Origin of the sequence: Mucilaginibacter sp. P19, assembly GCF_050632265.1 — a bacterium.
Lineage (GTDB): Bacteria > Bacteroidota > Bacteroidia > Sphingobacteriales > Sphingobacteriaceae > Mucilaginibacter > Mucilaginibacter gossypii.
The window spans coordinates 4,704,859-4,726,314 of sequence record NZ_CP192586.1 but is presented as its reverse complement, the minus strand read 5'-3'; the positions used below and the strand labels follow the sequence as shown (position 1 = coordinate 4,726,314).

Below are 21,456 nucleotides of genomic sequence, written 5' to 3'. Positions count from 1 at the left end.
TAAAAATCAAACCGGATTATCTGTAAATTAATAGAAGATTTGTTAATTTAAGAAACGTATTTGAAGATAGAAAAGTGAATATCAGGTGTATAAAGGTTGTTATATGATATGCTTGACTTGGCTTTCTCCTGTGCTGTGTTATTAATTATATTCTATGAACCAACTACTGCGTAATAACATCGCCAGGCACGTTTCGCTCAGCGAAGATCAACTGCAACAGTTTCATGATCTTTTTGAACCTCGGTTGTTTAAGAAAAAAGCTATTTTCTATCAGAAGGACAAATTTGTGCCCATGAAGGTTTTGTGCTGAAAGGACTTTTCCGTGTTTACCATGTGGACGCAAACGGTGTTGAGCAAGTTCTTTATTTTGCGCCCGAAGATTGGTGGATTGCTGATATCGACAGTTTTTCTAACCAAAAACCATCAAATCTATTTATTGAGGCTTTGGAAGATAGTGAAGTCCTGGTCATTTCCCGGAAAAACAAGGATCTCGCTTATGAGCATTTTCCTGCCATTGAGAAGCTGTTCCGTATCATGACGCAGAAAACGCATGTAGCCTTGCAGCGCAGGATGATCGATAATTTGAGTAAAACGGCCGATAAACGATACCAGGACTTTTTAGCAAAGTATCCGGATTTATACAACAGGTTATCCAACAGGCAAATAGCGGCATACCTGGGGATTAGTCATGAGTTTTTGAGCAAAATTCGTAATAAACTGGCAAAGGAGAAGTAGCTGTATTTTTGCGTTTGTTGAACTTGTTCAATGTTTTTCGTTTTGACCATGGGTACCTTTGTTTAATCTATTAATCAATAAGGTTTAACAAAAGGTTTTTAACTATGGAAACGCAGGCACAGCAATTTAAACAATTTCAATCAGGCAATCTTACACTTGATGTATTTATTGCAGCGGAAACCGGTTTTGGCGTAACATCAACAATTATTTCGGGGAAGACGGAAGCAATGCTCGTCGATGCCCAGTTTACCCTGGCCGAGGCGGAAGTTGTTGCGGAGCACATCAAAAACTCGGGTAAGAAATTATCTTTAATTTATATCAGTTATGCCGATCCCGACTTCTATTTCGGATTGGAGATCTTCAAACGTTACTTTCCTGAGGTTACAGTTTATGCAAATGACACAACCATTGAACATATCAAGGCAACCTCGCAAAAAAGCTTGACGTTTGGGGAGGCCGCCTTGGCAATGCCCTTACCAAAAATGTGGTATTGCCGCAATTGCTAAAGGATGGTTTATTTGAATTGGAGGGCGAAAAAATTGAAATATACGGACTTGAAGAGTTCCCTTCGAGATCTTTTGTATGGATCCCTTCCGTAAAAGCTGTAATAGGGGGCATTAATATTTTTGGCAGCAATTTCAACCTGTGGACAGCCGACGCGCAAACCCCCGACACACGTGATAAATGGATTGCTATTTTGAATAAGATTACTGCACTGGCGCCATCAATTGTAATTCCTGCCCATACTGATCAGTATTCCGCTTTCGATACTGCGTCAGTGTCCCACACTAAAAACTACCTTTTATTTTACGAAGAAGCCCTGAAAGCAAATAAAACATCAGGGGAGTTGATTGCTGCTATAAAAAACCATTATCCCGATCTTAAGTTTGATATAGCACTTCAGATTGGAGCTAAAGTAAACACAGGCGAAATGAAATGGTAAATATTAAAAGCGATGACAAATCTTGAAATTGTAAAGAGCACTTACGAAGGAAAATCTTCGGAAGAAAACGGCAAAAACCTTCAAAAATTTCTCGCACCTGATGCTGTTTGGACAGAGGCCGCGGGATTTCCGCTCGCCGGCACTTATATAGGTTTTGAAGCGATTGCCCAAAATGTGTTTTATCGCCTGGCTACCGAGTGGATCGATTATAAGTTTACGCTGGAGGGTTATGTTGCTGATGGCCATAAAGCAGTTGCCTTTGGTACATATAGCGGTACCTATAAAGAAACAAACAAATTTTTTAAAGCGCGCGTGGCGCATCTTTGGCAACTGGAAAACGGCCTCATAACGTCTTTTGAACAGTTTGTGGATAGTAAAACGGTTGATGAGGCAACAAAATGAATAATTAATCAATGAGGCTCAGTTGCGTTCATTATTGATTTGAGGGCGCGACAAAAAAATGCCCGGGGCCAGTGGAAGCCCCAGGTGTTTTTTTTAATTTGCGCCTTGCTTAATAGCGGTTATCGTACGCTGATCTTTTACTGTATAATTTCTTCTGTCCAGAGCGCCGCCTGTATCCCAATAAAATGGCAGCATGCCACGTGTTTTTGCTTGTTTTGTAACATAAAAATTCCAATAGTCTACCGCATCTTCATGTGTTGGTAAATCTAAAGGAACGTGCGCTGTGTTGTCGCGCCTGTAGGCACCATATTCGCCTAAAAGAACAGGAATCCCTTTATCAACGAAGTTTGTCTTCATTAGGTTGAATGAGGCGTCGACATCGCTCTCTTCACCCCAGGTGGCATTTCGTTCAGGCTCAATAGCCGAGTGGTGCCCTGAGCCCCAATAATAAAACATTTTACCCCAGCTTGCATCATTGTCCAACAGGCAGCAGAACTGAAATGGAGAATAGTAATGTACCTCTACCATCAGCTTGTTTGTCACCTGATCTTGCGGAAGATTGGTCATAAAAGCACTTGTTTTCTCCATATTAGTAGAGGGGCCCTGAAGTACCAATACACGATAGACATTTTTTCCACCGGTTGATCTAACCGCGTTAATAAAGGTTTGATGATAGGTAGAAAGTATCGCCGTTGCCGCGGCATCATCTGCAGCTGGCTCATTAGCACTGGCAAACATCAGGTGTTCATCAAAATCGCGCATAGCTGTGGCAATTTGTTCCCATAATGCCTTTTGTTTAGCATTAACTGAATCTTGTTTGGCTTGGGTAATGTTATTTTCAAGCCAGCCACCATCCCAATGGATGTTAAGCAACACATACATATCATTGTTTACGCAATACCCTACTACTTCTTTTACCCGTTTTATCCAGTTTGGATCTATTTGCGCAGTTGCCGGGTTACTTAAATGGCCCATGTTCCAGGCGCAGGGGAGGCGTATGGCATTAAAGCCTTGCTGTTTTACAAATTTTACATAATCTTCAGTGATTAGCGGATTGCCCCAGCCTGTTTCGCCGCCAGAAGCTTCCAGTGTATTGCCAATATTCCAACCCAATTTTATTTTCGTGGCAAGCTGAACAGCGTTACTGCTCATCCCGGTTGCATCAGGAGCTATTGGTGAAGTATTGTAATTGGGGAAAAGGTTTGATGTTTGAGACACTTTTAAGGTTCTCGCCTGTCCGTTTGAGGAGTTTATGGTCAAGGTACTGGAACGTGTTGATCCTGTACCGTTTTCTGATAACGTTTTGATATGAATGACGATACTGCCGCTATTGCCTGATGTGGTGCTTAACTGCAGCCAGGTAGAGCCTGGATTAACGATATTCCATGTTGCATTACAGGAAATAGAAAAATCCTGCGTACCGCCCTGAGGTGTAAAAGTTATTGCTGTTTGGTTTACAGTAAGTTCCGGCGGGGCGTTATTCGTTTTTTTACACGAAAAAAACGAAATCAATACAATTGGTATTAAAAATACTGGTTTTAAGAAAAATGTTTTTTTCATTTTTTAAATGATTGGTAATAAATTCTTTGTTTGTTTTTGCATGCGATTATTGGTTTGGGTTAGGTAAGTATTAGAACAATTATGGTGTAGTTATTTGAGGTACGCAGAACCGTTTTTTTAAAATTCATGCTGCACAAAGCCTTGTTAGCTTACGTTGTTAAAAAATGCCGGGGCCCTGCTACAACCCCAGGCATTCACTTATTCAACTAACTTTTACTTTTTAATTTAAACTGTTGTCAGGTTATGAACAGTTATATTAAATTCTTTACCGGAGTTTTCTCCGTATCTCAGCTTTCAGAGTTTTAATATCCAGGCATCAGCTAAAAAAATGCCGGGACCTGTTAAGGCCCCGCGCATTCATTTATAATCAACTAACTCTCTCGCTTATTTAACTCTTACTACTCTGATATTATCAATAGCCGCTTCAAAATTTTGAACAGTACTTGAGCCATCATTAGTAAATGTAACGTTGATGGCCCCGGCTCCTGCTGAACCAAGCAGATCTGAAAGCGTTGGTGCCGGAAAGCCTTTACTGTCAACAAAATTTGACAATGGAATAGTAACTGTTTGCCAGCCCTTGGTAGTAAACGGAACTGTTGCTCCTGTGGAGGTTTTCCACGGATGATAAAGGGCTGAATAATTCCATGAGTAATCTTTTACTATTTGGATAGAGCCGTTTATCCATGGCTTGGTAACCGATATCTCGAATTTTAAAACATAATGGCTTAAGGTATCTTTCATGTTGGCCTGAGGTATCCATTGCGCCGAGTTTGTATTGATTGACCTACCGTCATTCCACCAGGATCCATCGCCGGCAGGGACATTTGATGCTTTCATGATCCCATAATAACCGGTGTTGCCAGGGTAGTTTGCCGAACTGTTGGAAGTGCCCGAACCCCACGAGAAATTATTAATGTTATCGTAATTATTCAATACCCCGTTTACAAAATTGTGTATCGAATAAACAGTTGCGGCTTTGCCTGATTTTGTTTCAACGCTTACAATACCACCCGTTTGCGTAATGCCTGCAGGCACCGCAAGACTAATGCTTGTGCCATCATTTGACGATTTAAAGTTGGTGATATTAATTCCGCCGTAAATGACGCTTTTAACAAAGAAGAAGCTAAGCCCGTTTATTTTAACCGAATCGCCCGGGTTAGCGTCTTCGTTAGAAACGCCTGTAATAGTAGGGGCGGGCGCTACAATAGGGAACGAAAACGTAGTTTGACCATGATTGGTAATGTATTGGATGGTATTCAGCTTATCCGAAGGTACCGTCGGGAACGCAATAACAGCCGGTATGAGAGCTATAGCGCTGGTATCTGAAAACCAGGCGTCATTAAAAGAGCCTTTTACGCCATCAAAATTGATAGCAAGTGCACCTTTTAAATTTTTACCCGAAATAACTACCCATTGACCGGTACCCACACTGCTCAGTAGCGAATCCCCGGGATGGGCCACATAATTACGGATAGAGGTAATCACAGGAGTCCCTTTTGATGATGATGTTGCATCCTTTTTACAGCCGGATTGCATAAATGCGGCCGCAACAAGCAAGGCAAGCAGCAAACAGCTTTTAATATGATTTAATTTTTTCATGATTTTAAGAATTATCTAAACGATTCTGAATGCAATTAATAATAGGGTACAGGGGCCTCTAACAACTTAGGGTCTGCCGTTTGCTCATTTGCCGGTATAGGCAGCGTAAATGTGTTAACGGTCGGCGGCGTTATGATCAGGCTATTATTAGATGCTTTTTTTACTCCAGTGGCCGGATCATAGCTAAATTGTGAACGCGGCACGTACCTGTTATTAGGATCAGGGTCATTTGTAAGGGTTATTTGCTTACTAATTATGGAAATTGCCTTATTAGGGTCGTAATAAGAAAGGCGCACAAGGTCAAACCAGTACTGGCCTTCAAAGGCCAGCTCAATCCGTCTTTCTTTCATGATGATATCAGGAGTAAGTTGGGTAACAACATCAACACCCGCCCTGCTGCGTACCTGATTAAAGTACAGCAATGCATCCGTGTTAGTGGTTGATGCGTTGTTGCCTAATAAAGCTTCGGCATAAATTAAATATACATCGGCAAGGCGTAATACAGTATTATGCTCGATAGATGACCAAAGGTCCATAGTAGGCGAGTTGTTATCGGCGGCGGTACCTACTATGTGTTTTTTAACGTTTACACCAGTTGCTGTGTAACCTCCACCTGCCGCGTTAAGCTCAGGGTATTTATCACCGGTAAGCATAAATGTAGCTTTGCGGCGTACCGAGTCCTGGGCAGTATACTGGTTTGCAAGATCTATCGTTGGGCCAATTGCGCCGCCCCAGCCGCCGCCGCCGGTAACAAGGCTGCCGCTTGGTGCAAATTGGGCTTGTATGGAATTACCTTGCCCGTAAGGTACTCCAGGCGCCCATTGATAGGCAAATAATGATTCAGAATTGTCATTATACTGTGTCCTGAAAAGATTGTAGTAGCTTGGTAAAAGAGATAAACCGCTGGTTTTGCAAACATTACCGGCATAGTACGCGGCGCTATCCAGATCAGACTGGTTGCGTGAGCCTTTTTGATTTAAACCGGCCCGGGTTAAATAAACTTTTGCCAGCATACCCTGCGCCGACCATGTAGTAACACGGCCAGGCTGATCAGTTCGGGGCAAATTAGCAACGGCGTATCTTAAATCATTGATAATAAACTTGTATACATCCTCAAGCTTATGGCGAGGTACCAGCGGGTTAGCTATCAACTTGTCATTATCTTCTACAATAGGTACAGGCCCCCATAACTGGGCAAGATAAAAATAGGAAGTAGCACGAATAAACCTGATTTCACCAAGCGCGCTTGTTTTACTTTTTACGGCTACGCTATCGGGCATTTTGGTCTTAATGGCTTTAATATTGATGTTGCAATGCGCTATAACGTTAAAAAAGCTTTGCCATGCCGATGTTAGCGTTCCGTTTTGCGGCGTGATGGAAAAGGTAGTAAGCTGAACGAGATCGGCATTATAAGGCTGTAACATATTGCCGCTCATGATATCCCCCATCCCAAGCAATGGAAAGTTATTCCAGGTAGCCCAGGGCTGCGCGTAAAGTGTAGCTGTAGCCAATCTTAAATCCGAACCGCTTTTATAAAAATTATCGGTAGTAATACCGGTTAAAGGGGGCGGTTAAGGTAATCTTTTTGCAGCTGCTTATCATAATTATACCGATAACCAGCAAGACTATATTTATTTTGATACGTTTCATAAATCTTGATTTTAATTGTTTAGGGATACATTCAGGCCAAATGTGTAAACGCGCGGCTGTGCATAATATCCATTATCGATACCGGCTGCTAATGGGTTCCATGAGCCAATCTCAGGATCGTAGCCGGTGTATTTGGTAATGGTGAACACATTGGTTACGTTAACATATACCCTCAACGATCTTAATTTGATCTTATTCAAAAGGTTATTTGAAAAACTATATCCTAAAGCGATGCTTTTGCACTTTAAATAGGAACCGTTTTCGACATATTTGTCGGAAAAGCGCTGGTTATCATTACCACTGCTTTGGCTGATCCTGACGATGTTGGTTGAAGGGTTTGTAATGAATACATTGTTGATATCCGAACTGGAACCGGTTGGATTAATCAAACCGATTTTAGCATAGTTGAAAACAGACGGGAAATAGCCAAAGTTTTGATTAGGGTTATCGCCGTTAACCTTTAACTGGTTATAAACTTTATTGCCATAATTGCCGGCCATAAAAACATTCAGGTCGAAATTTTTATAGCTAAAGCTGTTATTGATGCCAAATTGAAATTTAGGCATGGGCGAACCCAAAAAGGTTTGATCGTTTGCATCAATTTTACCATCCCCATTAATGTCTTTAAAAATAACATCGCCTACCCAAACACCACCTGAGCCTGGCGTTATAGGTATAGGGCCGCTGCCATTTTGGGGCAAGGCGGTGTATTTTGCAAAGTCGGCGGCGTTTTTGTAAATACCCAGTACCTGGTATCCGTAAAATTCGCCGATTGAACGGCCAACAACAGTTTTGGAAACAGATCCGTAAATTGCCGGGGTGCCGTCAACCAATGCAAGTACTTTGTTGATATTTCGGGTAAAGTTGATGTTGGTGCTCCAGTTAAAATATTTTGACCGGATATTTTGTGTATTAAGTGAAAACTCGAAGCCCTTATTGCTCACCGCGCCAACGTTTACATATGGAGCTTGCACTGCGCCGGGTGAATATCCACCGGCAGCAAATGTGCCTGAATAATACGGTAAGGTAAGGCTAAGCAAAAGGTTGTTGGTTTTGCGGTAATAGACATCGCCCGTTAAACTGATCCTTCCGTTTAACACTGTTGCATCCAAACCAAGGTTATATGATTTTGTCGTTTCCCACTTGATGTTCGGATTACCAGTTGTAGTAGTTATTTGCGAATTACCTGATAAACCGGTGGATATTGTACTTAGAGTTGAACCATAAGCATATTCAGCAATATTTTGATTGTTTACCAATCCGTAACCGAGCCTAAGCTTAAGATCATTAATCGCTTTTACACTTTTAAGAAAGCTTTCGTGGTTAATCTTCCAGGCAAGGGCACCTGAATATGTGGTATTCCACCGGTTGGCTTCAGCAAATTTCGACGAACCGTCATGACGTACGGTTGCGGTTAACAAATAGCGGTCGTCATAAGTAAAGTTAGCCCGGCCAAAATAGGCCTCTAAAGCGCCTTGTCCTTTAACACCGGTATTGGTTGCAGTTGTGGCGTCGCCGCTGCTGATTGTTTGTACGTTATTACTTGCAAAATTGGTTCGGGTAGCCGATATGCCGCTATTTTTAAGCAACTGGGCTTCATGGCCAGCCACTACGTTTACCCAATATTTTTTTGCAAATGTGTGCTGGTAGGTTAAATAATTCGAGATTGAGTTATAGAAATTTTGCGCGCTTGAAGCAGTACCACTGTTATTGCTCTTGGTGTAAGCGCCCATAACATAGCTTGGGTTAAAATAATCTTCAGTTGCAAAGTCAAAATTTCCGGCAACCTCATTGCGCAAGGTTAAATCCCTGGTGAATTGGATTTCTGCATAGGCATTGCTAAACAACTGGTAGCGGCTTTTAAAATCTTTTACAATAGTTGCTATCGCAAACGGGTTAGTGCCCACCGCACCATAAATATTGGGATCATTACCCCCCATGTGCCATCAGGATTTTTTACAGCTACGTCGGGCGTTTGATTAAGCGCCTGCAAAATCACACCTGTATTGGAAGTGGTAACATTTTCGGCCACATGCGCCATATTCAAGTTGATGCCAACCTTTAACCAATCGGTGGTTTTATTATCGATATTTGCTTTTACCGAAGTCCTTTTAAAATCTGAGCCTAACGCTATCCCTGTTTGTGAAAAATACGTGCCTGATATATAATATTTTGTCCTGCTATCACCACCGCTGATGGCTAAATTATGGTTTTGCATAGGAGCTGTACGGAACAGCGCTTTTTGCCAGTTGGTACCAACACCCAGGTATTGCGGATTTGCAAATTGCGGCCGCATATCATAACCGATAATTGCCGATTTTTCATTCATGAAAGTGGCGTACTGCCTTAAATCCATCACATCATAATACTTGGGTAATTTTTGCCAGCCCTGGTATCCGTCATAACTAATTAGCGGAGGACCTGTGGTGCCTTTTTTAGTGGTAATAATAATTACACCGTTAGATGCCTGCGAACCATAAATAGCGGTCGCTGAAGCGTCTTTTAACACATCTATCGAAGCTATATCTGAGGGGTTGATGCTGGATAAGGGGTTAGTGCCATTGCCCGCAATAGCCGACTGTCCATTCGGTGGTATCTGTACCCCGTCGATTACATATAGGGGAGGGGCGCCTGTAAAACCGCCCAAACCGCGGATCTGCACGTTAACGTCACCACCGGGCTGGCCTGATACCTGTTGTACAACCACACCCGCTACTCTTCCTTGTAAGGCCTGGTCAAATGTGGTAGGTTGCGCTTTTAATAGGTCTGCCGCTGTTACTGACGATATAGCCCCGGTAAGGTCATGTCTTTTCCTGGTGCCATAACCAATTACAACAACTTCGTTCAAGTCGCTGGTTGCGGGTTTGAGGGCTACGTTTATAACGGTAGATGAGCTTACGTATATTTGCTGGGAATTGTAACTTATAAAGCTAAAAATCAGCACATCCCCATTTTTTGCATTGATACTGTAGCTGCCATCTGCACCAGATAGTGTGCCCGTTGGCGAATCCTTTACTTTAATGGTTACACCGGGCAGCGGCTGATTATTGTCTGTACTGGTAATTTTACCTGTAATTTTAACACTTTGCGCGTAACCTGTAAGGTTTAACAACAACAAAGTTGTAAACAGCAGTACTACATGTCTTAATCTTTTTCGTAAATCTTTTTCCATGTTAATTGGGGTTCATAATTGTTTGGTTATTTGGTTTGTTTATTTGATTGGTTTCGGACTTGATTTATCCTGTCATATTCATATTTTATTACAGTGGAACTGAAGTTGGCGAGAGCATCGGGATATTTACACGGAAGCATACCTGCGTAATGCGGACGGGATATTTACAACAAATCCTGAATTGATTTTTTTAATGGTTTGCCTCGTGAATGGCACAAGTATTAATAAGTACGCGTTTTGGCATAATGCTTAGTTTAAATTAGGTTATTCATAAAATTGGTTATCATCTGTCCCGTTGTTCAGGCATCAGACTACGGCATCGGTATAGAAGATATGCCGCTTTATGGAGGATGAAATTAGATGACCAATCGCAATCGATTGTTTACAAATGGGGGTACAAATGTTAATTAAAATTAACTAATTGATTATAAGTCAATTAAAGTTGTTTTTATCAATAATAGGCGTCAAAACGCCAATGCAGAGCCAGCAATATTCCCAAAAAAGCTAAAAGTGAAGCTTTAAGAACAGCTATTGACATTTAAATTTGAAGGTAAAATCGCCGAAAAGTACTAACAAATGCGAAAATAATACCAATTTTAAAAACTGTTGAAGAGACCGGCGAAGGTCATTGCAGATACGATCATCAAAAATTAACATTTGTATCCCTATTTACCAACAATAAGGAGCATGGTGCAACATAAATTTGCAGCCTCTGATATGATATTGCTTAGCTTCGTTTATTGCTGCGTACCAATATTGTAAGCTGAGATATAAAAATCAATATGAAAATCTTACCCATTATTTTAGGAAGCCTTTTTTTAGTAACGTTTTTGCTCAAGGTAACAACCCGGAAAAAGTAAATCAAGCTAAAAGGGTTATCAACATCGATTTTAAAAAAGAAAAAGGACGTTTTAATAGGTCATTTAATTTTTGTGTAGGAGCAGGGCGCGCAAATGAAGGCTTGCGGGCCGACTGGCAGCAGCAATTGGCCACTGTACAAAAAGAATGCGGTTTTAAATATATCAGGATGCATGGCCTGCTTACAGACGATATGGCTGTTTACCGGGAAGACAGGAATGGTAAGCCGGAATATAATTACCAATACGTTGACGCTTTATATGATTATATTTTAAGTATAGGCATGAAACCGTTTGTTGAACTGGGGTTTATGCCGGGAGCGTTGGCAAGTGGTAATAAGACAATTTTTTGGTGGAGGGGAAATGTAACACCCCCGAAAGACTATAATAAATGGGAAGGTTTAATCCGTAACCTTACTCAGCATTTTACCGAGCGGTACGGAATTGACGAAGTTAAAAAATGGTATTTTGAAGTTTGGAATGAGCCGAACCTCAAAGATGGTTTTTGGACAGGTTCGCAAGAAGAGTATTTTAAATTGTATCAATATAGCGCGAAGGCGATAAAAAGCGTAAACCCAGCCTATAAAGTAGGGGGCCGGCTACTGCCGGTGCGGCATGGGTACCTGACATGATAGATTTTTGCAGCAAAAATTCAGTTCCTATTGATTTTATAAGTACCCATGCTTATGGTGTAAAACAAGGCTTTTTGGACGAGTACGGTTCAACCGGTACCGTACTTGACAAAAACAAAGGAAGCGTTAGCGGTGATGTTCGGAATTCACGCAAGCAAATAGAAAACTCCACAATTCCGGGCCTCGAATTACATTATACCGAATGGAGCTCATCTTATACTCCGTCAGATCCCATACACGATAGTTATCACGAAGCGGCATATATACTTGAAAAATTGAAGCAAACCGGATCTGCAGCCAATTCCATGTCTTACTGGACGTTCACTGACATCTTTGAAGAGGCCGGACCACGGTTTACGCCATTCCACGGAGGTTTCGGTTTACTCAATACTCAGGGGATAAAGAAGCCGGCTTTTTTTGCCTATTCTTTTTTAAACAAATTAGGTGAAACGGAAATAACAGATCAGGATAGCTCCTCCTGGGCCTGTAAAAATAAAAAAGGGGATGTTCAGGTGTTGCTTTGGGACTACACTTATACTTTGCCTGATTCTGTCAATAACCAGGCTTACTATGTCCGCGACCTGCCTGCTAAATCAAAAGGAGAGGTTGAATTGGTAATATCCGGTATGCCCAGCGGCAAATATCGGATGGAAATCTATAAAACGGGATATAAGGTAAATGATCCGTACACAACGTACCTGTCTTTCGATAAACCTGATCAATTGACAAAAGCACAGGTTGATAAACTAAAAAAGGAAAATAGTGGTGCAGCCGTCTGGCATGAGGATATTACAGTAAATGCATCAGGTAAGGCGTTTAAGAAACTTCCTGTCAGGGAAAACGATGTTGCTTTCATTAATATCGTTAAACTTTAGCAGCCTTCAGTTATCTCATTTTAATACGTCAGCAGATGGATGATACTCATTTAAAAGTATCACCTACTGGCGTATGCCCGGGTAGTTTGTTAGTTAATCTGCAAAGCTAAACCTCTTACACAGTTATTTTCATCTTCGGCAGCTCAATTAAGCTGGCACGCATATTTATTCGTTTTATATACCGGTTAAAATTCACAATATAGCCTGTCCGCATCGAATTTGGCAATTGGTTTGGCTAATTGGTGAGCAACATTTATTATTGATCGGATATTTTATAAATATCCTTATAACTTCTTTAAATAATATTCAGGGTTTCTTTTTTTGTTGTATACCTGATTTGAAAAATCACCATAGCCATTAAGAAAGTAAGGGAGGTATAAAACCCCAAATTTTGTAGCGGCGAACCCACGGACATGGTCACGGCTGTTTCTTCTATTTTGCTAATCATTTAAAGTAGGTTGAGGTATTAATAATATTACTAAATTACTATTATTTACAACTTAAAGGAGTGAAATGAATTAGTTTTATTTAAATTACTTTAGTAGGGTCTTAATCTCAGTTGATAATAATTTTCGTTATATTTTATCTTGAATTATATCTATAGTATTCAAGATTATAGTCACCGGTATCATATTTTCTTTTAAATTAAACATTCAGTACCCTATTTATTCACTTTTGTGGCCTTTTCGGCCTATGTATTTGGCTCCCAAACCAATAGCCTAAGAGAGGCTTTAACCAAAAAACAACCTGCACTGATTTAAAACAGAAGCGCAATCGCTAAAATGACGTTTGTTTATGCGCTCTGTTTAATTGTTCTTTTTTTGCTATAAACCAATTAATATTTAAATATGAGAACACTTAACTGTTTTTTCAGCGTAGCCGCGATTTTATTGTTTACCCGGTGCCAAAAGCAACAAATTGCCAGTCCGGTTGTTAAGCTGCCTGTTTCCAAAGCAGTTAAAACATTGGCTATAACCAGTTATCCAAATTACAATACGTCGCCTCTTGCGCCTGATCAAACAGGGGTAACCAGTACAGCCGCACAGCTTGCAGCAAGGTTTCAATTGGGGTGGAATATAGGTAATACGCTGGAAGCAAGTGGATCAGAAACTGCCTGGGGCAATCCATTAGTTACACAGGCACTTATCGACGGAGTAAAGAAAGCCGGTTTTACGGCAATTCGTATTCCCTGTGATTGGGACCAGTACTCTGACCAAAACACCGGGCAAATACAGCAATCGTGGCTTAACCGGGTGCAGCAGGTTGTTCAATATTGCGTTAATGACGGCTTATATGTGATATTGAACATACATTGGGACGGGGGTGGCTGGAGAACAATTGTACCACCGCCGCACAGGCCGCAGTTAGTGCCAAACAAAAAGCCTTTTGGGAACAAATAGCTACTCAAATGCGAGGCTTTGACGAGCATGTGATATTTGCCAGCGCAAATGAACCTGCAGTATCTGATGCTACGGGAATGGGGGTACTGCTTTCTTATCACCAAACGTTTGTCAATGCGGTGCGGTCAACTGGTGGGCATAACAGTTACAGGGTACTCCTTATCCAGGGGCCGGGTACTAACATTGATAATACCAACAGTTTAATGAATACCTTGCCTACAGATCCAGCATCCAATCGACTGATGGTTGAAGTGCATTATTATACTCCCTTTAATTTTGCCGGTTTGTCATCAGATGCAAGCTGGGGCAGTATGTTCTATTATTGGGGCAATGGCTACCATTCTACAACGGATGCTTCAAGGAATCCCACCTATGGTGAGGAGTCGGATGCAGTTGCAGAGTTTCCTTTGATGAAGTCTAAGTTCATTGACAAGGGCATTCCGGTGATATTGGGCGAATATGGAGCTATCCGGCGGTCCACAACACTGACGGGAGATGCGTTAACATTGCATCTTGCAGGCAGGGCGTATTATCTTAATTATGTTACCCATAAAGCATTACAATATGGCTTGCGTCCGTTTTATTTTGATGACGGCGCGACGGGTAATAATGCATTCAGGCTTATGAGCAGGCAAACTAACGGAGCGGCCGATCAACAAGGTTTAGCCGCAGTAATACAGGGCGGGCAAAACAATACGTCTTCATCGATTCAGGTTGGGCAGGTTTATCAGATTTACAGCAGAAACAGTTTTAAAGCCCTGGAATTTGCCGGCTGGGGCACTGCTAATCAAACACAGGCCGATCAGTGGGACTATTTAGCAGGGGCAAACCAGCAATTTAAAGTGGAAGATGCGGGAGGTGGTTATTACAGGTTAACGCCTATGCACGCCACAGGAAAGTGCCTTGAAGTTTATGGCTGGAGCGGGGCTGACGGCGGGCAGATAGATTTATGGGACTACAGTGGCGGCGCAAATCAGAAATGGTCAATTCAGCTAACCGACAACGGATATTATAAAATTATCAATGCCAACAGTGGGAAGGCTTTGGACATTACCGGAGCTTCACTTAATAACGGCATTGCAGTTGAGCAATGGACTTATTCCGGAAACCGTAATCAGCAATGGGGTTTTGTGAAAATATAATGTAACTATTGGAAAGAATTATGGCCTTTTTAGGCTATTGATAGGTAAAAAGGCAAAAACAAAAAGCCTTCAGATTTAGCGATTTAAAGGCTTTTGTTTTTCATCGATTGCTTTTTTAGTCTTTAAATCGGCCAGGCCGCCCGGAAACGTATGCGATGCATCCTACAAAAACTTTCCATTCTTTATCAAACAGCCCCTTAGAATAGCGGACTTTTTCCATGATGTAGTTTTTTATTGTTGTTTTAACACTTAATGGTGTATCTTGCCGACGAAAACCCAATTATGAAACGCATCGCTTTTTTATCAATTCTTAGCCCATTTTTGCTGTGGGCGCAACAAAAGCAAGTTGTCAAAAGCTTCCCTCTAGGGGATGTCAAGCTATTACCGGGGATTTTTAAAGAACAGGAGCAGACAGACCTCAATTATATGCTTGCCCTGCAGCCCGACCGCCTGCTTGCGCCTTTTAGAAGGGAGGCGGGGCTGCCACAAAAAGCTAAAAGCTATACAAACTGGGAAAACTCAGGCCTGGATGGGCATATCGGCGGGCACTATCTTTCTGCCCTGGCTATGATGTATGCTTCTACAGGTGATAACCGTATACGCCAGCGCCTTGATTACATGATCAATGAGCTTAAATTGTGCCAGGACAAAAACGGTGACGGATATTTGGGTGGCGTGCCTGGAAGCCGCGAACTTTGGCCCCAGGTGATGAAGGGTGATTTTACAGATTTCAATAAGAAATGGGTGCCTTTTTATAATATTCATAAAGTATTTGCCGGCCTGCGCGATGCCTGGCTGTATGAAAATAACCAAACAGCAAAAGTCATGCTGATTAAACTGGCAGACTGGTTTTACAACATCAGTACTGCACTTAGCCAGTCACAAATGCAGCAACTGCTTGGGAATGAGCATGGAGGCGTCAATGAGGTACTGGCAGATGTATACGGCATCACCGGGGAAAAGAAATACCTTGACGCGGCCTACAGTTTCTCTCACCAGGCTCTCCTTCAACCGCTTGAAAAAGGTCAGGATAAACTGGATAATTTACATGCAAATACGCAGATCCCCAAAGTGATAGGTTTTAAGCGGATTGCTGATTACAGCGGTGATACCGCTTACAATCATGCTGCGACGTTCTTTTGGCAAACCGTGGTACATCATCGGTCGGTAGCAACAGGTGGTAACAGCGTAAGGGAACATTTTAACCCTGCTACAGATTTCTCAACCATGATTTCCAGTGTTGAAGGACCCGAAACATGCAATACCTATAACATGCTTAAGCTTACCGAAGATCTGTACATGTCAAATCCGGATATTGCGTATATCGATTATTACGAACGGGCGTTGTATAATCATATCCTTACAACCCAACGGCCGGGGAAGGGTGGTTTTGTTTACTTTACTCCAATGCGCCCCGGGCATTACAGGGTTTACTCCCAGCCACAAACAAGCATGTGGTGCTGCGTTGGCTCCGGGATGGAAAATCATTCAAAGTATGGTGAAATGATCTACAGCCATTCAGATAATGAGCTATATGTTAATCTGTTTATTCCATCACAACTTATATGGAAGCAAAAAGGCTTGCAAATGAGGCAGGAAACAGGGTTCCCTGACAAGGAAACAACAAGGCTGAAGATTTTGAAGACTGGCAATAGCGCATTCGGGATAAACATCAGGTACCCATCATGGGTAAAGGCCAGCGCGCTTTCAATTAACATCAATGGCCGGCCTGTTCAAGTTACAGCTCAGCCGTTATCATATGTGCAGCTAAAAAGAAAATGGAGGAAAGGAGATGTCATCACCGTCCAATTACCGATGCAGACAACGACGGAGAAACTTCCTGACGGCTCTAATTATGAAGCCGTGCTGCACGGGCCCATCGTACTTGCTTCAGTGATTGATACAATTGCCCAAAAAGGCCGTGAGGCTGATGATGGCAGGATGGGGCATGTTGCTGCGGGTAACCTTTATAAGCTTACTGATATGCCGGTTTTTGTAAGCGATTCTGCTGATGATGCCCCGATGATAGTTGCTGATAAAAATAAACCAATGTCCTTCACTGCCGTGCGGTTAATTTACCCGGCTAAATACCGAAACCTGAAGCTGGTGCCGTTTTACAAGATCCAGGATGCACGCTATGTTGTGTACTGGCGAAAAGAATCAGCCAAAGGCTTCGGCGAATTGCAGGCTAAGTTAGCGGAGGAGGATGCGAAGGAAGCAAAACTGGCTGCTAATACCATCGATATGCTGACTCCGGGTGAGCAACAGCCTGAATCAGATCATTTCATGGAAAAGGAAAATTCTTTTGCCGATGTTAATTTCAACAGGCACTTCAGGGCTGCTACAGGCTGGTTTAGCTATAAGCTGACTGATAAAGATAAAGCAGCAAAAAAGATTAGTGTTACGTATTTTGGGACGGAAAGGAACCATAAATTCAGCATTTTTCTAAATGAGCAGGAACTGGTGAAAGTTGATTTAAAGGACGGTAAACGTGACGCTTTTTATACCGTTGAATATGACCTGCCCGTAGATTTGAAATACAACGCAGACCAAAGTCTTCGGGTAAAATTTCAGGCGGATAAGGGTGCAATGGCCGGGCCTGTTTATGAAATACGACTTTTGAATAATTGAGGGCTTAAATCCGTTCCAAAGTGTTGCAATAACGGGATCGGTTCACTATTGTCCGGTAAAATTTATTCGATACATATAAATACTATCAGGGCCTCAAAAAGGCCCTTTTTTGTGTGCTTTTCAGAAGTAAACCGCTGTTTAACCTAAAATTATTCTTGCCTTTAGAACCCGGCTGTCCGGAACCTTACTACATAATATTCATCACGTTTCCTATAATGCGTATAAGATTAAGTAAGCAGTAATGTTTTGCTTTTCCGTTGGGAAACGGTTTACCGGACGACTTTTTATAATATTACTTCTTCAAAAAATCAAAAAGTAAAGTATAGTCAAATGCATACGAGCCGGGATAGGTTTAAAATAGCCAATAACTTACCGGCTAAGATTAAGTTTAACTTTTCAAAAAAGGATAAACAAGACAGGTATTACAGGTTTATTTTCCTTTCGCTCCCCTGGTAAACCATGGCGTTTTTAAAATTCTTCCTGAATTTTTTGATGTATTCAGAAGGTTTTAAATCAAACACTTTCTTAAACTGCTCACGAAAATATTTTATATCTTTTATTCCAACAGCGTAAGCGGTTTCCAGTATATTTAAATCGCTGTGAACAAATAGCTGTGCGGCTTTTCGCAATCTGATAGCTCTTATGAAGCTATTGGCTGGCTGCCCTGAAATCATTTTGATTTTTTTGTAGATGCCCGAATAAGACATATTTAATTCGGAGGCTAAGGATTGCAGATTAAAATCAGGATCAGTTATATGATCTTCCACAATGCGGATACAGGAATCCAGAAATCTTTTGTACTCGATAGAGATAGTGTGCGGGTTGTTGTTCAGCGTAATTTCATTATAAAAGTATTGCTGAAGTGTGTTTCGGCTTTTAAGCAACCCGCTAACCCGTGCTTTCAGGATGTCTTTGTCAAAAGGTTTTCCAATATAATCGTCGGCGCCTCCTTCAATACCTTTTAGTTTAATTTCATTTGATGCACTGGCGGTTAATAAGATAACGGGAACATGAGATGTTGTCATATTCTCTTTAATAGCGGCGCAAACTTCTATCCCGGTCATGCCCTGCATCATCACATCGCATATGACTATATCCGGCCACTGCTCATTAATAATTTTGATTCCATCCTCACCATTTGGCGCTACAAGAACATTATATTCAAGTTTAAATATCTGGCGGAGATACTCTCTCATATCCTCATGGTCATCGATGATTAACAGTGTTTTGAGGTCAGACACTATTACTTCCTCACCCTGATCTGCTGCGGGTACTATATCATTGGCTGTAGTTTCAGAATCGATCAACTCTTTTAAAAACTCAGAAGTAGCTGTTGGATGTTCTGAGATGATCTGATCTTTTAAATGCGATTTCCCTTTTTTAAAGTGATTGTAAAAGCTGTCCCTTTTCCCGCTTCGCTGTGATATTCAACAGTTCCGGCCTGACGCTCTACAAAATTTTTAACAAGATAAAGTCCAAGGCCAAACCCTCCGTTTGACGTACTGGCCAAATCAGACACCTGGTAAAACCGGCTAAAAAGTCTTTCGCCAACTTCAGGTGGGATTCCACAGCCGGTATCCTCAACGATTATTGAAACTGTCTGTTCAAATTCCCCTGCACAAACACGAATTCTACCGAGTTTTGGAGTGAACTTCATCGCGTTTGAGAGCAAGTTAAACAGCACGATCTCTGTTTTTTCCCGGTCGATATAAACATTCAAACAATCGGTTGGTGATATGAATTCAAGTTGAATGTGTTTTCTTTTTGCTTCATGTACAAAGCATAAATAAACCTCCCTGCATAAATCGATTATATTAACATTACTTATCCTCAATTGATCAGATTCCGATTCGGCCTTTTTGAAAAGCAGCAACTGATCTACTAAACCTAATAACCGGCGTGCGTTCCTGTAAACAATGGTTAAATTGGAGGTATCTACCGCCTTCTTTTCATTATATAAAAGTTCCTTAATAGGATTAATGATCAACGTTAATGGTGTTCTGAACTCATGCGAAATATTGGTAAAGAAGGCGAGCTTTCGTTCGCTGAGCTCCTTTTCCTTTTCGCTTTCATAGTGAGCTATCTGGATTTCATATTTTAATTTAGCCTGACGGTCCCGGTATAAAAGATACAGGTAAATTACCCCGCCAATGATTATGGTATAAATTGTATATGCCCACCAGGTACGGTACCATGGCGGCGAAATAATGATGATCAGGGATTTGGGCGTCTTGTTCCAGATACCATCATTATTACTTGCTATAACTTTGAATCTATAAGTTCCGGGATTAAGGTTGGTGTAAGTAACCCTTCGTTGGTTACCGTTAAAATTCCATTTTTCGTCAAAGCCTTCCAGTTTATACCTATAACTATTTTTTTCCGGATGAGTATAATTAAGCGAAACAAATTCAATTGAAAATACATTTTGATCATAGTTAAGAAAGGCAGTATCTGCTGTACCAACAGGTCTTTTCAATGGTGAATCAGCACCGGGTTTTACAGATTTATTAAACACCTGAAAATCGGTAAAGTAAACCTCTGGGATTTTATCGTTCAACTTGATTTTTGAAGGATCGAATACCACTACACCTGAATTTCCCCCTAAATAAATTTGCCCATCTGCCGCTTTGTAAATAAGCGAATGCGAAAATACGCCGTCGCCCTCATCAAAATTAATTATGGATAATGGTTGGGGCGTAAACTTTGATACCCCCGTGGCAGAATTGATCCAAAGATTTCCCACCTCATCTTCAACCACACTGTTGAAAACGTTGCTTACAAATCCGCTTTTACGTGAATAAATAATAAAAGAATCGGTTTCCGGAGCATATTTGTTCAACCCGTCGGCTGTGCAGATCCAGATATTCTTTTTGCTATCCTCAAATATGCAATGCACAATATTATTACTGAGGCTGCTTGCAATTTTATCATTATACGTATAGTGGTGAAAAATCCCGGTTTTAGGATCAAAACGATCAACACCGTTTCCACTTGTTCCGATCCATACATTGCCTTTGCTATCTTTTAAAAGATTATAAATATGGTTACTGGCAATTGAATTGAGGTTTCTGTCGTCATTATAATAATGTTTAAATTGCCGTGTTTCTTCATAGTAAATCTTTAAACCGGCATCTGTGGCGAGCCAATATTCATGAGGCCTTACTTCAAGAATATCCCTGAAAACATCTTCGTTAAAAAAATTACTCAGGGCCGAATGGTGAAAATGATGGATAAACCTATTATTGCTGCTGTCAAATTTATCGAACCCATTTTCGGTTGCTGCCCATAGCGCCCCCTCATTGTCCAAATATATTTTACCAACCTGGTTACTGCTGATACTTGAGGGATTATTGGTATGTTGATATAACTTTGTCGTCTTCTTCAGTAAATCAAACTTATAAAGCCCTTCGTTGGTAGCCAGCCACAACATATTGCCTTGCAATAACATACTTTTTGCTTCGCGGGGCGCGATTGATAAGGGGATGAAACGGAATTTATATTGTGTAAAATCAACTTTTGTTAAGGCGTCTTTGCCACAAAGCCACATAATACCGGCCCCATCATTATAAACATATCCATCCGCAGTACTATTAATATCGCCAATCTTTCGCCATTGGCCATTACCCTTATTTATAAAATAGAACCCGCCGTTACTTCCAACAACTAAGGTGGAGTCATTAGCCTTATCAATGCTAAAAGCTCCTACGTTGATATTATCGTGACTTGAAAACCGGGTATATTGCTGGTTTTTAGGATTAAAACAAAAAAGGCCGCTCCAATAGGTACCCACCCAAATGCAACCTTTTTTTGATCGTAAAAAAGGCTCCAAATATCATTGGGGCTTTTTTTAAGCTGAGA

The 21,456-nt window shown here is 41.3% G+C and carries 14 protein-coding genes and 2 pseudogenes; 9 read left to right on the top strand and 7 right to left on the bottom strand.

Going from position 1 to position 21,456, the window contains the following annotated elements:
- Positions 1 to 154 precede the first annotated feature (154 nt).
- The 5 genes from ACQ86K_RS22855 to ACQ86K_RS22835 all read left to right on the top strand — a co-directional run bounded on the left by ACQ86K_RS22855 (position 155) and on the right by ACQ86K_RS22835 (position 2,080).
- Positions 155 to 310 (top strand): hypothetical protein, encoded by a 156-nt coding sequence (locus ACQ86K_RS22855; protein WP_431198863.1) that lies wholly within the window; start codon positions 155 to 157, stop codon positions 308 to 310.
- Entirely contained in the window at positions 304 to 735 is a 432-nt protein-coding gene (locus tag ACQ86K_RS22850) for a Crp/Fnr family transcriptional regulator (RefSeq protein ID WP_431198862.1), read from the top strand. Before ACQ86K_RS22855 ends, ACQ86K_RS22850 begins: the two co-directional genes overlap by 7 nt.
- A 104-nt stretch (positions 736 to 839) precedes the next feature.
- Positions 840 to 1,241 (top strand): hypothetical protein, encoded by a 402-nt coding sequence (locus tag ACQ86K_RS22845; RefSeq protein WP_431198861.1) that lies wholly within the window; start codon positions 840 to 842, stop codon positions 1,239 to 1,241.
- Complete coding sequence (locus tag ACQ86K_RS22840; protein WP_431198860.1) at positions 1,226 to 1,678, top strand: hypothetical protein; 453 nt, start codon at positions 1,226 to 1,228, stop codon at positions 1,676 to 1,678. The genes ACQ86K_RS22845 and ACQ86K_RS22840 overlap by 16 nt, the downstream gene beginning before the upstream one ends.
- 12 nt (positions 1,679 to 1,690) lie before the next feature.
- Positions 1,691 to 2,080: a nuclear transport factor 2 family protein gene (locus tag ACQ86K_RS22835; protein WP_091170029.1), complete on the top strand. Its 390-nt coding sequence runs from the start codon at positions 1,691 to 1,693 to the stop codon at positions 2,078 to 2,080.
- 93 nt (positions 2,081 to 2,173) lie between these two features.
- Here the strand turns inward: ACQ86K_RS22835 and ACQ86K_RS22830 are convergent, their stop codons facing one another.
- From ACQ86K_RS22830 to ACQ86K_RS22810, 5 genes are all read right to left on the bottom strand, one after another.
- Entirely contained in the window at positions 2,174 to 3,640 is a 1,467-nt protein-coding gene (locus tag ACQ86K_RS22830; protein ID WP_091170026.1) for a cellulase family glycosylhydrolase, read from the bottom strand.
- 384 nt (positions 3,641 to 4,024) lie between these two features.
- A complete protein-coding gene (locus tag ACQ86K_RS22825) occupies positions 4,025 to 5,239 on the bottom strand; it encodes a glycan-binding surface protein (RefSeq protein ID WP_091170023.1) in 1,215 nt (404 codons plus the stop codon).
- A 35-nt stretch (positions 5,240 to 5,274) separates the two neighbouring features.
- Complete coding sequence (locus ACQ86K_RS22820) at positions 5,275 to 6,750, bottom strand: RagB/SusD family nutrient uptake outer membrane protein (protein ID WP_431198859.1); 1,476 nt, start codon at positions 6,748 to 6,750, stop codon at positions 5,275 to 5,277.
- Between the two features lie 150 nt (positions 6,751 to 6,900).
- Positions 6,901 to 8,829 carry a SusC/RagA family TonB-linked outer membrane protein gene (locus ACQ86K_RS22815; RefSeq protein WP_431198858.1) on the bottom strand — a complete coding sequence of 643 codons (1,929 nt, stop codon included), beginning with the start codon at positions 8,827 to 8,829 and terminating at the stop codon, positions 6,901 to 6,903.
- Positions 8,772 to 10,061 (bottom strand): SusC/RagA family TonB-linked outer membrane protein, encoded by a 1,290-nt coding sequence (locus ACQ86K_RS22810; RefSeq protein ID WP_431198857.1) that lies wholly within the window; start codon positions 10,059 to 10,061, stop codon positions 8,772 to 8,774. Before ACQ86K_RS22810 ends, ACQ86K_RS22815 begins: the two co-directional genes overlap by 58 nt.
- A gap of 739 nt (positions 10,062 to 10,800) precedes the next feature.
- On the opposite strand from ACQ86K_RS22810, the pseudogene ACQ86K_RS22805 reads away from it, so the two are divergent.
- The 4 genes and pseudogenes from ACQ86K_RS22805 (at position 10,801) to ACQ86K_RS22790 (ending at position 17,598) form a co-directional block, all read left to right on the top strand.
- A pseudogene (locus tag ACQ86K_RS22805) lies at positions 10,801 to 12,425 on the top strand (GH39 family glycosyl hydrolase).
- A gap of 848 nt (positions 12,426 to 13,273) precedes the next feature.
- Positions 13,274 to 14,325, top strand: a pseudogene (locus ACQ86K_RS22800) (glycoside hydrolase family 5 protein); the annotation flags it as partial.
- A 123-nt stretch (positions 14,326 to 14,448) separates the two neighbouring features.
- The gene (locus tag ACQ86K_RS22795; RefSeq protein WP_431200916.1) at positions 14,449 to 14,967 is read left to right on the top strand and encodes an RICIN domain-containing protein; all 519 of its coding nucleotides are present in this window, start codon (positions 14,449 to 14,451) and stop codon (positions 14,965 to 14,967) included.
- A gap of 282 nt (positions 14,968 to 15,249) precedes the next feature.
- Positions 15,250 to 17,598 carry a glycoside hydrolase family 127 protein gene (locus ACQ86K_RS22790; RefSeq protein ID WP_091170322.1) on the top strand — a complete coding sequence of 783 codons (2,349 nt, stop codon included), beginning with the start codon at positions 15,250 to 15,252 and terminating at the stop codon, positions 17,596 to 17,598.
- A gap of 422 nt (positions 17,599 to 18,020) precedes the next feature.
- Here the strand turns inward: ACQ86K_RS22790 and ACQ86K_RS22785 are convergent, their stop codons facing one another.
- Positions 18,021 to 18,905 carry a response regulator transcription factor gene (locus ACQ86K_RS22785; protein ID WP_431198856.1) on the bottom strand — a complete coding sequence of 295 codons (885 nt, stop codon included), beginning with the start codon at positions 18,903 to 18,905 and terminating at the stop codon, positions 18,021 to 18,023.
- A 53-nt stretch (positions 18,906 to 18,958) separates the two neighbouring features.
- Positions 18,959 to 21,388, bottom strand: a complete 2,430-nt coding sequence (locus ACQ86K_RS22780; protein WP_431198855.1) for an ATP-binding protein — start codon at positions 21,386 to 21,388, stop codon at positions 18,959 to 18,961.
- Positions 21,389 to 21,456: the final 68 nt, after the last annotated feature.

Excerpts from the sequence above, each read along its gene's own strand:
- ACQ86K_RS22855 (WP_431198863.1), top strand. The coding sequence starts at position 155 with ATGAACCAACTACTGCGTAATAACATCGCCAGGCACGTTTCGCTCAGC.
- ACQ86K_RS22845 (WP_431198861.1), top strand. The coding sequence starts at position 840 with ATGGAAACGCAGGCACAGCAATTTAAACAATTTCAATCAGGCAATCTT.
- ACQ86K_RS22835 (WP_091170029.1), top strand. The coding sequence starts at position 1,691 with ATGACAAATCTTGAAATTGTAAAGAGCACTTACGAAGGAAAATCTTCG.
- ACQ86K_RS22830 (WP_091170026.1), bottom strand. The coding sequence starts at position 3,640 with ATGAAAAAAACATTTTTCTTAAAACCAGTATTTTTAATACCAATTGTA.
- ACQ86K_RS22825 (WP_091170023.1), bottom strand. The coding sequence starts at position 5,239 with ATGAAAAAATTAAATCATATTAAAAGCTGTTTGCTGCTTGCCTTGCTT.
- ACQ86K_RS22815 (WP_431198858.1), bottom strand. The coding sequence starts at position 8,829 with ATGGGGGGTAATGATCCCAATATTTATGGTGCGGTGGGCACTAACCCG.
- ACQ86K_RS22810 (WP_431198857.1), bottom strand. The coding sequence starts at position 10,061 with ATGGAAAAAGATTTACGAAAAAGATTAAGACATGTAGTACTGCTGTTT.
- ACQ86K_RS22795 (WP_431200916.1), top strand. The coding sequence starts at position 14,449 with ATGAGCAGGCAAACTAACGGAGCGGCCGATCAACAAGGTTTAGCCGCA.
- ACQ86K_RS22790 (WP_091170322.1), top strand. The coding sequence starts at position 15,250 with ATGAAACGCATCGCTTTTTTATCAATTCTTAGCCCATTTTTGCTGTGG.